General features: G+C 70.5%; 12 protein-coding genes. 4 read left to right on the top strand and 8 right to left on the bottom strand.

Going from position 1 to position 9,448, the window contains the following annotated elements; all coding sequences use genetic code 11:
- Positions 1–40: 40 nt before the first annotated feature.
- Entirely contained in the window at positions 41–871 is an 831-nt protein-coding gene (locus tag TW83_RS12285; protein WP_045983066.1) for an LOG family protein, read from the bottom strand.
- A 105-nt stretch (positions 872–976) separates the two neighbouring features.
- On the opposite strand from TW83_RS12285, the gene dapD reads away from it, so the two are divergent.
- From dapD to TW83_RS12300, 3 genes are read left to right on the top strand one after another with little or no spacing between them, the layout of a single operon-like run.
- Complete coding sequence (gene dapD / locus TW83_RS12290; protein WP_045983067.1) at positions 977–1,798, top strand: 2,3,4,5-tetrahydropyridine-2,6-dicarboxylate N-succinyltransferase; 822 nt, start codon at positions 977–979, stop codon at positions 1,796–1,798.
- On the top strand, positions 1,798–2,253 hold the full coding sequence (locus TW83_RS12295; RefSeq protein WP_045983068.1) for a YaiI/YqxD family protein: 456 nt from the start codon (positions 1,798–1,800) through the stop codon (positions 2,251–2,253). The genes dapD and TW83_RS12295 overlap by 1 nt, the downstream gene beginning before the upstream one ends.
- A 55-nt stretch (positions 2,254–2,308) precedes the next feature.
- On the top strand, positions 2,309–2,887 hold the full coding sequence (locus tag TW83_RS12300) for an exopolysaccharide biosynthesis protein (RefSeq protein ID WP_045983069.1): 579 nt from the start codon (positions 2,309–2,311) through the stop codon (positions 2,885–2,887).
- A gap of 88 nt (positions 2,888–2,975) precedes the next feature.
- On the opposite strand, the gene TW83_RS12305 is transcribed toward TW83_RS12300, so the two are convergent.
- Complete coding sequence (locus tag TW83_RS12305; RefSeq protein ID WP_045983070.1) at positions 2,976–3,773, bottom strand: crotonase/enoyl-CoA hydratase family protein; 798 nt, start codon at positions 3,771–3,773, stop codon at positions 2,976–2,978.
- Positions 3,774–3,906: 133 nt separating this feature from the next.
- Between TW83_RS12305 and TW83_RS12310 the strand changes: the two genes are divergently transcribed.
- Positions 3,907–5,196 carry a 4-aminobutyrate--2-oxoglutarate transaminase gene (locus TW83_RS12310; protein WP_045983071.1) on the top strand — a complete coding sequence of 430 codons (1,290 nt, stop codon included), beginning with the start codon at positions 3,907–3,909 and terminating at the stop codon, positions 5,194–5,196.
- On the opposite strand, the gene TW83_RS12315 is transcribed toward TW83_RS12310, so the two are convergent.
- The 6 genes from TW83_RS12315 to TW83_RS12340 form a co-directional block, all read right to left on the bottom strand.
- Positions 5,193–6,116, bottom strand: coding sequence for an AEC family transporter (locus tag TW83_RS12315; protein WP_045983072.1), 924 nt, complete (start codon positions 6,114–6,116; stop codon positions 5,193–5,195). The two genes, TW83_RS12310 and TW83_RS12315, sit on opposite strands and share 4 nt — an antisense overlap.
- A gap of 21 nt (positions 6,117–6,137) precedes the next feature.
- Positions 6,138–7,112 carry an iron exporter MbfA gene (gene mbfA / locus TW83_RS12320; protein WP_045983078.1) on the bottom strand — a complete coding sequence of 325 codons (975 nt, stop codon included), beginning with the start codon at positions 7,110–7,112 and terminating at the stop codon, positions 6,138–6,140.
- A gap of 15 nt (positions 7,113–7,127) precedes the next feature.
- Positions 7,128–7,391 (bottom strand): sulfurtransferase TusA family protein, encoded by a 264-nt coding sequence (locus TW83_RS12325; RefSeq protein ID WP_045983073.1) that lies wholly within the window; start codon positions 7,389–7,391, stop codon positions 7,128–7,130.
- Positions 7,388–7,900, bottom strand: a complete 513-nt coding sequence (locus TW83_RS12330) for a DUF2478 domain-containing protein (protein ID WP_045983074.1) — start codon at positions 7,898–7,900, stop codon at positions 7,388–7,390. Before TW83_RS12330 ends, TW83_RS12325 begins: the two co-directional genes overlap by 4 nt.
- 9 nt (positions 7,901–7,909) lie before the next feature.
- Positions 7,910–8,536, bottom strand: coding sequence for a response regulator transcription factor (locus TW83_RS12335; RefSeq protein WP_052714856.1), 627 nt, complete (start codon positions 8,534–8,536; stop codon positions 7,910–7,912).
- 31 nt (positions 8,537–8,567) lie between these two features.
- The coding region (locus tag TW83_RS12340) for a histidine kinase (protein ID WP_045983075.1) at positions 8,568–9,448 on the bottom strand (881 nt) is incomplete at its 5' end.

Here is a 9,448-nt window from a genome sequence, read left to right on the forward strand (position 1 = left end):
GCGATCTGCATGATCGGGCCACGGGCGCGATGCAAGCGTTTCATTCCGGCGACCAGGCGTCGATGATCGCCACGGCCTTGTCCGCGGTCTCGACATAGCGGATCAGGTCCAGGTCCGACGCGCTGATCGTGCCGGCGCGGGCCAGGGCCTGCCAGTTGATGATGCCGTCCCAGAACTCGGCCCCGAACAGCAGGACCGGGATGCGGGCCATGCGGCCGGTCTGGATCAGGGTCAGCGCCTCGAACAGCTCGTCCAGGGTGCCGAAGCCGCCGGGGAAGACCGTGATCGCGCGGGCGCGCATCAGGAAATGCATCTTGCGGATCGCGAAATAGTGGAAGTTGAAGCACAGATCCGGCGTGACATAGGGGTTGGGGGCCTGCTCGTGCGGCAGCACGATGCCCAGGCCGATCGACTGGCCGCCGACCTCCTGCGCGCCCAGGTTGCCCGCCTCCATGACGCCGGGGCCGCCGCCGGTGCAGATGACTAGGTCCTTGCCGCCCTGCGCCAGGCTGCGTTCGGTCATCAGGCGGGCGAACAGGCGCGCCTCGGTATAGTATTTCGACAGTTCGGCCAAGGCCGGGCTGCGGGCGTCGCGGGCCGCGCCGTCGGGCGCCGGGATGCGCGCGCCGCCGAACATCACTACGGTGGATTCGATGCCGTGTTCGTCCATGATCATCTGGGGCTTCAGCAGCTCCAGTTGCAGGCGGACGGGGCGCAGCTCCTCGCGCAGCAGAAAGTCGCGGTCGCTGAAGGCCAGCTGATAGGACGGCGCACGGGTCTGGGGCGTGTCGGGCACGTGCCGGGCGCGGGCCGCGTCGCGGCTGCTGGCGGGCAGGGTGTGGGCGCGGTCCTGTTCGGTCGTATCGGTCATCAAGGCCTCGGGGTGGGGGATGCGCGGATTGCGCGGGCATTGGTTGATGCTTATAGCCCACAGGCAACAGTTTCCACCCGGACGCGACAGCAGCAAGAGGCCAAGATGACCCAAGACCTGGAACAAGCCATCGAAACCGCGTGGGAGGCCCGCGCCGAGATCACCCCCGACACGCAGGGCGCCGCCCGCGAGGCCGTGCGCGAGACCCTGCACCAGCTGGACAGCGGCGCCCTGCGCGTGGCCGAAAAGCGCGGCGCCGACTGGCACGTGAACCAGTGGGCGAAAAAGGCGGTGCTGCTGTCCTTCCGCCTGAACGACATGGAGGAGATGGCCGGCGGTCCGCAGGGCACCTCGTGGTGGGACAAGGTTCCGTCCAAGTTCCATGGCTGGACCCAGGACGACTGGCGCCGCGCGGGGTTCCGCGCCGTGCCGGGCGCGATCGTGCGGCGGTCGGCGTTCATCGGCAAGGGCGCGGTGCTGATGCCGTCCTTTGTCAACCTGGGCGCCCATGTGGGCGAGGGCGCGATGATCGACACCTGGGCCACCGTCGGGTCCTGCGCGCAGATCGGTAAGAACGTCCACCTGTCGGGCGGCGTTGGCATCGGCGGCGTGCTGGAGCCGCTGCAGGCGGGGCCGACGATCATCGAGGACGACTGCTTCATCGGCGCGCGTTCGGAGGTGGTCGAGGGCTGCATCGTGCGCGAGGGATCGGTCCTGGGGATGGGCGTCTATATCGGCCAGTCGACCAAGATCGTCGACCGCGAAACCGGCAGCGTGACCTATGGCGAGGTTCCGGCGGGGTCGGTCGTGGTGTCTGGCACGATGCCGTCCAAGAACGGCGTGAACCTGTACTGTGCGGTGATCGTCAAGCGTGTCGACGCGCAGACGCGGTCCAAGACATCCATCAACGAGCTGCTGCGCGACTGATGACCACGCTGTTCATCGATGCGGATGCCTGCCCGGTCAAGGCCGAGGCCGAGCGGGTGGCCGTCCGCATGGGTGTGCCCATGGTGCTGGTCTGCAACGGGGGCCTCAGGATGCCCACGCATCCGCTGGTCCGGCTGCAGATCGTGTCCGCGGGCCCCGACGAGGCCGACAAGTGGATCGCCGACAGCTGCGGTCCCGACGACGTGGTGGTGACGGGTGACCTGCCGCTGGCCGATCGCTGCATCAAGGCGGGGGCGGCGGTGCTGACCCATGCCGGAGAGGTGCTGGACGTGCGCAACATCGGCCCACGGCTGGCCACGCGCGACCTGATGGCTGACATCCGCGCGGCGGACCCGTTCCACAAGGGCGGCGGGGCGGGGTTCGGCAAGGCCGACCGGGCACGGTTCCTGCAGTCGCTGGACCGGTTGCTGACCGCCGCACGCCGCGCGGGCTGAGCGCGGACCCCGTGACGCGTCCATGCGTTGCACCCCCGACAAGCAGGAGAATGCGATGAGCGATGACACCGTCATCACCGATCTGGTCGGCCGCGTGCGCAAGGGGGCCGAAGGCGACAAGGTCAGCGTCGGACAGATCGCCGAGGCCCTGGGCCAGGCTTCGCTGCCCCCCAACCTGATGATCCCGGCCTTTGCGGTGGCGTCGCCCCTGTCGGGCGTGCCGCTGTTCTCCAGCATCTGCGGCCTGCTGATCGCGCTGGTGTCGGCGCAGATGCTGATCGGGCGCGATCACGTCTGGCTGCCGGGCTTCCTGATGCGGCGGCAGTTGTCCGGCGACCGGCTGCGCAAGGCGCTGGACTGGATGGAGAAGCCCGCGCGGTTCCTGGACCGGGTCAGCCACGAGCGGCTGACCCCGCTGGTGCGCCGGCCCATGCGCTGGATCGTGCAGGGGATCTGCCTGTGCTGCGGGCTGGTGATGCCGCTGCTGGAATTCATTCCGTTCACCTCGTCGCTGATGGGCGTGGTGGTCAGCCTGCTGGCGTTCGGCCTGCTGGCGCGGGACGGGGTCTTCGTGCTGCTGGGGTTCCTGGCGATCGGCGGGGTGGTCACGCTGGTCCTGACCCTGATGCCCTGAGCGAGGAGCGGTCAGCCGGGGCATCGAGCCCCGGCCGACCGCTGCCGCGGCATGGGCCCAAGGCCCGCGACGCGACATGGCGCCCCCGTCAGGCGGGCTTGATCTTGTCCGCGGTTCCGCCGGCGAAGGCCGCCAGCCTGTCACGGGCCGCGGCCTGGGTGTTCACGACGCCAGCCACGGCGGCCTCGGCATAGGCTGCGTCCAGCGCGCTCATGTTCTGCATGTGGCTAATGGCCGAGCAGATGGCGAAGTTCGACAGCGGCGGGTTCTGTGCCGCCTTGCGCGCGATCTGCAGCGCATGGGCGGCCGGGTCGTCGACCATGTACTGGCACAGCCCCACCGACACGGCCTCGTCCCCGCGATAGAGGCGCCCGGACAGCATCATGTCGATCATCCGCGCCTTGCCGATCAGGTCGGCCACGCGGATCGTGGCGCCGCCGCCCGTGAACAGGCCGCGCTGCCCCTCGGGCAGGCCGAAATAGGTGCCGGGCCCCGCCACGCGGATATGCGCGGCGCTGGCCAGTTCCAGCCCGCCGCCCACGACCGCGCCCTGCAGGACGGCGATGACCGGCACGCCGCCATATTCCATCCGGTTGAACGCATCGTGCCAGCGCAGGCAGACCTGCATGAAATCAGCGGCGCTGCGATCCTCGCGGTGGTGTTCCACCAGGTCCAGCCCGGCGCAGAAATGATTGCCCGCCGCGTCCAGGATCGCGGCGCGCACGCCCGCGCGCGGCAGGGTGGTGAAGATGTCGATCAGCTCCTCGATGGTGGCCAGGTCCAGCGCGTTGCGCTTGGCCGGGCGGTTCAGGGTGACGCGGGCGATGCCCTCGTCGTCCACCGCCAGCAGGATGTTCGACAGCCTCAGATCCGCGATGTCGCGCATGTCCGGTTCCCTCCCTTGAACGTGCGCGTCCGGGGATAGCCCGCCCCGCCGCCTGCGTCGAGGCGAAGTTCGCCGTTGGCAAACGCGTGCGAAAGGATCACCCTTGGATCATCCATCCAGGGAGGGATGCACCATGAAGGACCTGACCGACGCCGCGACCAACGCGGCAACCGCCGCCCGCCGCCGCGCCGCCATGGCCCGCGGCGTGGGCGTGATGACCGACCATTTCGCGGCACATGCCGAAAACGCCACCGTCACCGACATCGAGGGCAACCGCCTGATCGACTTCGCCGCCGGTATCGCGGTCGTGAACACCGGCCACCGCCACCCCCGCGTGATCGAGGCCGTGCGCGCCCAGCTGGACGCGTTCACGCATACCTGCCACCAGGTTCTGCCCTATGAGAACTATGTCCGCCTGGCCGAGCGCCTGAACGACGCGACCCCGGGCGATTTCGCCAAGAAGACGATCTTTGTCACCACCGGGGCCGAGGCCTGCGAGAACGCGGTCAAGATCGCCCGCGCGGCCACGAAGCGCGATGCGGTGATCGCCTTCACCGGCGCGTTCCACGGGCGGACCTTCATGGGAATGACGCTGACCGGCAAGGTCGTCCCCTACAAGAAGGGCTTCGGCGGCATGATGCCCGACGTCTTCCACGCGCCCTTCCCCTGCCCGCTGCATGGGGTCACCACCAAAGACAGCCTTGCCGCCATCGACAAGCTGTTCAAGGCCGACTTGGACCCCGCCCGCGTCGCCGCCATCGTGTTCGAGCCGGTGCAGGGCGAGGGGGGCTTCTATCCCGCGCCCACCGATTTCGTCGTGGCGATCCGCGCGCTGTGCGACCGGCATGGCATCGTGATGATCGCCGACGAGGTGCAGACCGGGTTCGCGCGCACCGGCCGCCTGTTCGCGATGGAGCATCACGGCGTCGCGGCCGATCTGGTGACCATGGCCAAGGGGCTGGGCGGCGGGCTGCCCATCGCCGCCGTGACGGGCCGCGCCGAGATCATGGACGCGGCCGAGCCGGGGGGGCTGGGCGGCACCTATGGCGGCAACCCTTTGGGAATCGCGGCTGGCTTGGCGGTGCTGGACGTGATCGAGGAGGAGGGCCTGTGCGCCCGCGCCGACCGCCTGGGCGCAGCGCTGAAGGCGCGGTTGGAGGCGATCGGGCCGCAGATGCCGGAACTGGCCGACATCCGGGGGCCGGGCTTCATGATTGCGGCCGAGTTCATCGGGCCGGACGGGCCCGATGCGGGCCTGACCGCGCGGGTGCGCGAACAGGCGCTGGCGCGGGGGCTGCTGCTGCTGACCTGCGGGGTGCATGGCAACGTGATCCGCTTCCTGGCGCCGCTGACCATCCCGGACGACCAGTTCGCACAGGCCCTGGACATCCTGGAGGAGGCGATGCTGGCCGCGCGGGCCTAGGCCCCGATCAGCAGGATCAGTGCGGGGATGGTCAGGATGCTGGCCGCGGTCGAGATCAGGATCGCGGTCGACACCCGCTGCTGCGCCAGCCCGAAATGCTGTGCCAGGATATAGACGTTGCCCGCGACCGGCAGGCCCGCCGCGACCACCATGACCCCCGCCGCGACCGGATCGACGCCGAAGGCCCAGGCCGCCAGACCCACCGCAGCCGGGTGCAGGATCAGCTTGGCCCCCGACAGCCAGGCCGACGGGGCCAGCCGCGCCAGGCTGCGTCCCGCCAGGCTGGCGCCGATGGCGAACAGCGCGCCCGGCGTGGCGGCGGCCCCCAGGATCGACAGGAACTCGTCCAGGGGGGCGGGCATGGGCAGGCCCAGCCCGCCCCAGGACAGGCCCGCGACCATCGCCAGGATCATCGGGTTGGCCGCGATCCCCCGCAGCACCGGCACAATCGCGGCGACGCCGACCCCGCCATTGCGCGAGGCATGCACGATCAGCGTGATCAGCGTGGAAAAGACCAGCATGTCGATGATCAGCACCATCAGCACCGGCCCGATCGCCGCCGGGCCCAGCAGCACGACCAGCATCGGCACGCCTAGAAAGCCGGTGTTGCCGATCATGCAGCACTGGGCCTCCATCGCGGCCTCGGCCAGGCCCAGGCCGCGGGCGCGCGCGACCCACAGGCCTACGGCCCAGACCGCCGTGGACCCGGCCAGATAGGCCAGCACGAAGCGCAGATCGAACAGCCGACCCAGATCGACCCCCGCGGCAAAGCGGAACAGCATCGCCGACAGCGCGAAATAGAACACGAACTTCGTCAGCCAGGCCGCGCCCTGGGCGGGAAAGAACCGCGTGGCGGCGGCGACCCAACCCAGCCCGATCAGGGCGAAGAAGGGCAGGGTCTTGAGCAGGATCTCGGTCATCTGGCCCCCGGGCGGGGGCCGTCAGCCCGATCCGATCAGCACCCCAACGGCCAGCACCAGACCACCGCCCACGACGACTTGCAAGACGGCCCGCCAGAAGGGTGTCTGCATCCAGCGGTTCTGGATCCAGGCGATGGCCCACAGCTCGACGAAGACGACGATGATGGCGATGGTGGTGGCGGTCCAGAAATCCGGGATCAGATAGGGCAGGGCGTGCCCCATCCCGCCCACGGTGGTCATCACCCCCGACGACAGTCCGCGCTTCAGCGGCGATCCGCGCCCCGACACCACGCCGTCATCGGATGCGGCCTCGGTAAAGCCCATGCTGATGCCTGCGCCGATGCTGGCGGCGGCGCCCACCAGGAAGGTCGTCCAGGGGTTCTGCGTGGCAAACGCCACTGCAAAGATCGGCGCCAGGGTCGACACGCTGCCGTCCATCAGCCCCGCCAGCCCCGGCTGGACCCAGGTCAGGACGAAATCGCGATGGGCGACGGCATCCTCCTCGGCGCGGACATCGGCGGGCAGCAGCTGTTCGGTCAGCTCGTGGGCGCGGTTCTCGTGGCCGCGCTCGGCGGCGGCCAGATCACCCAGCAGCTTGCGCGTGCCGGCGTCCTGGCTGACCTGGGCGGCATGGGCATAGAACTCGGCCGCGTCGCGTTCCATGCCCGCGGCCTCGGCGCGGATGCGGTCCAGCGACAGGTTCTCGATCATCCAGGCGGGGCGGCGGGTGACATAGCCTGCGACATGTTCGCGGCGGATCACGGCGATGGCGTCACCCCACCGGCGCTGGTGCATGTCCAGCAGCAGGCGGCGGTGGCCGTCCTCCTCGGCGCTCATGGCGTCGAACACGGCGGCACTGGCGGGATAGTCCTTGCGCAGGAACGCCGCCCAGTTGCGATAAATGCGCGCGTCATCCTCCTCGGAGGCGATGGCCAGGGCCACGATCTCTTGCTCCGTCAACTCCGACAGGCGCTTGCGCGAGGGCAGGAAGGGCATGGTCATCGTCGGTGCTCAACTCTCTTCGGGGGCAGGATCGGCTGCCTGTCCGGTCGCGGGGCCGCGCCTGACCGTGAATTCCGTGACGCCGTCGCCCAGATCGCGCATCCCGATCATGGCATGCCCGGCCTGCCCGCAGAAATGCGGCACATCGACCATCGCCATGCCGTCCGTCGCGATCAGCCGTATGGTCGCCCCCGCAGGCATCGCCAGCAGCGCCTTGCGCAGGCGCAGCACCGGCAGGGGACACAGCAGTCCCCGCGCGTCCAGGTCCGTCACGACGCCGCCGAGAATCGGTCCAGGCACCAGGACCGCAGCTGGTCGGGCCGGATCCGCACCGCCAGATCGCCCGCGAAATCCAGGAACGCCGCCTGCTGCTGGCGCGGCACGTAGAGGATCACCGGCTGCCCGTCGGCCACCGCCTGGCCGATCAGGTCACGAAAGCCGCGGCCCATCGCCTCCTGCCGGCCGAACTTGGGGATCACCACCAGGCCCGCGCCGGCCAGGCGGGGCGCGGTGCGCGCCACTGCCTCCTCCAGCGCGCCGGTATCCAGCCTGCAGCCCTGCGCCCCCGGCCCGAGCGACTGAGAGATGCGGACCGGATCGCCGGGATCGCCCAGCACGATCATCTCCATGTCGCAGGCGCAGTCGGGGCCCAGGTCCAGGTTGCGCTGCACCGCCCCCGCCACGGGCAGGCCGCGCGCCCGCAGGTCCGACGCCAGCGCCTCCAGCGCCAGGTCGGCCGCGCCGGGCGTCGTGTCGGTGTCGTTCGTGAACCAAGCCAGCATGCTGACCCCCTATACGCCGCTGTCCAGCGCGAATTTCATCAAGCCGTTGATCCCGTCCACGCCCAGCTTCTTCTTGAGCGCCGACGAGGTGTTGGCCGCGGTCTTGTAGCTGACGCCCAACTGATCCGCGATGGCCTGCAGCGCATGCCCCTGCCCGATCAGGGCCAGGACCTGGCGTTCGCGGTCCGACAGCGCGCCCAGGGGGTCGCCCGCCGCGCCCGCACGCAGCGTGGCCAGCGCCATCGCCTGCTTTGGGGCCAGATAGAACTCTCCGGCCTCCAGCGTGCGCACGGCGTCGCGAAAATCGGACGGCGGGGCGTTCTTGGACAGGAACCCCTGCGCGCCCGCCTGCAGGGCACGGGCGGCAAAGCCTGTCTGGTCGTTCATCGAAAAGACCAGGATGCGCGCGTCGGGGGCGGCGGCCAGCAGCGGGGCGACCAGGTCCAGGCCGCCCGCGCCGGGCAGGCTGATGTCCAGGACGATCAGGTCGGCGGCGGGGTCGCGGGTCAGCTGGTCCAGCGCCTCCTCTCCGGACATGGCCTGGCCCACCGGGTCATAGCCCAGATCGCGCAGCAGGCGGCTGGCGCCCAGATGGGTGATCGGGTGGTCGTCGATGACCAAGGCGCGTTTCGTCACGGGGTCGTCCTGTCCTCAGTGCTGGCGGTCGTCAGGGCTGTCCGGCCTGCCGGGGCAGGTCCGCGATCAGGCGCGTGCCGGGCGACCCGGCCTCGAGGCGCAGGGTGCCGCCCAGCAGGGTGATGCGTTCGCGCATGCCCGTCAGGCCGGTCCCCTCGCGCCGGTCGGGGGCCATGCCCACGCCGTCATCGGCCAGCACCATGCGCCAATGCGCCGGATCGGTCCAGAGCCGGATGTCCACCCGGTCCGCCCGGGCATGGCGCAGGGCGTTCGTTGTGCCCTCCTGCAGGATGCGGAACAGGGTCAGGGCGGTGGCCTCGTCGGGCTCGGGCAGGCCCGCGGCCATGTCCAGGGCAAAGCGGGTGCCCGGAAAGCGGCGGTTCAGATCGGCCACGTAATCCGCCAGCACCGTGGCCAAAGGCAGCTGTCCCACCGCCATCGGGCGCAGATCGTCCAGCAGGGTGCGGTTCACGCGGGCGATCTGTTCCGCGATCGCCGCGATCTGGTCGGCCGACGCGGCGGTCGCGGGGTCGGGCGCCGCCTCGCGCAGCGCATCGGCCTCGACCCGCAGGCCGAACAGGCACGGGCCCATCTCGTCGTGCAGGTCGCGGGCGATGGCCTTTCGTTCGGCGTCCGCGCGGGCGATCACCTGGTGCTGCAGGCGGGTGCGGTCGGTGCGGGCCTGTTCCAGCGCTTGCGCCAGCCGGTCGGCATGGGTGGCCAGCGCCGCCAGGTCGGGATGGGGCAGCGGGCCGATGCGGCTGTCCAGGTCGCCCCGCGTCATGTCGGACAGGCGCGCGGCGATGGTGGCGACCGGGCGCAGCCCCTGCGCCAATGCCCCGGCGATCAGCGCCGCCTGCAGGACGGCCGCCGCCGCTGCCAGCGCCATCAGGTCGCGGATGTCGCGCCAGG

The organism is Paracoccus sp. S4493 (genome assembly GCF_000967735.1).
GTDB lineage: Bacteria > Pseudomonadota > Alphaproteobacteria > Rhodobacterales > Rhodobacteraceae > Paracoccus > Paracoccus marcusii.

Excerpts from the sequence above, each read along its gene's own strand:
- TW83_RS12285 (WP_045983066.1), bottom strand. The coding sequence starts at position 871 with ATGACCGATACGACCGAACAGGACCGCGCCCACACCCTGCCCGCCAGC.
- dapD (WP_045983067.1), top strand. The coding sequence starts at position 977 with ATGACCCAAGACCTGGAACAAGCCATCGAAACCGCGTGGGAGGCCCGC.
- TW83_RS12295 (WP_045983068.1), top strand. The coding sequence starts at position 1,798 with ATGACCACGCTGTTCATCGATGCGGATGCCTGCCCGGTCAAGGCCGAG.
- TW83_RS12300 (WP_045983069.1), top strand. The coding sequence starts at position 2,309 with ATGAGCGATGACACCGTCATCACCGATCTGGTCGGCCGCGTGCGCAAG.
- TW83_RS12305 (WP_045983070.1), bottom strand. The coding sequence starts at position 3,773 with ATGCGCGACATCGCGGATCTGAGGCTGTCGAACATCCTGCTGGCGGTG.
- TW83_RS12310 (WP_045983071.1), top strand. The coding sequence starts at position 3,907 with ATGAAGGACCTGACCGACGCCGCGACCAACGCGGCAACCGCCGCCCGC.
- TW83_RS12315 (WP_045983072.1), bottom strand. The coding sequence starts at position 6,116 with ATGACCGAGATCCTGCTCAAGACCCTGCCCTTCTTCGCCCTGATCGGG.
- mbfA (WP_045983078.1), bottom strand. The coding sequence starts at position 7,112 with ATGCCCTTCCTGCCCTCGCGCAAGCGCCTGTCGGAGTTGACGGAGCAA.
- TW83_RS12330 (WP_045983074.1), bottom strand. The coding sequence starts at position 7,900 with ATGCTGGCTTGGTTCACGAACGACACCGACACGACGCCCGGCGCGGCC.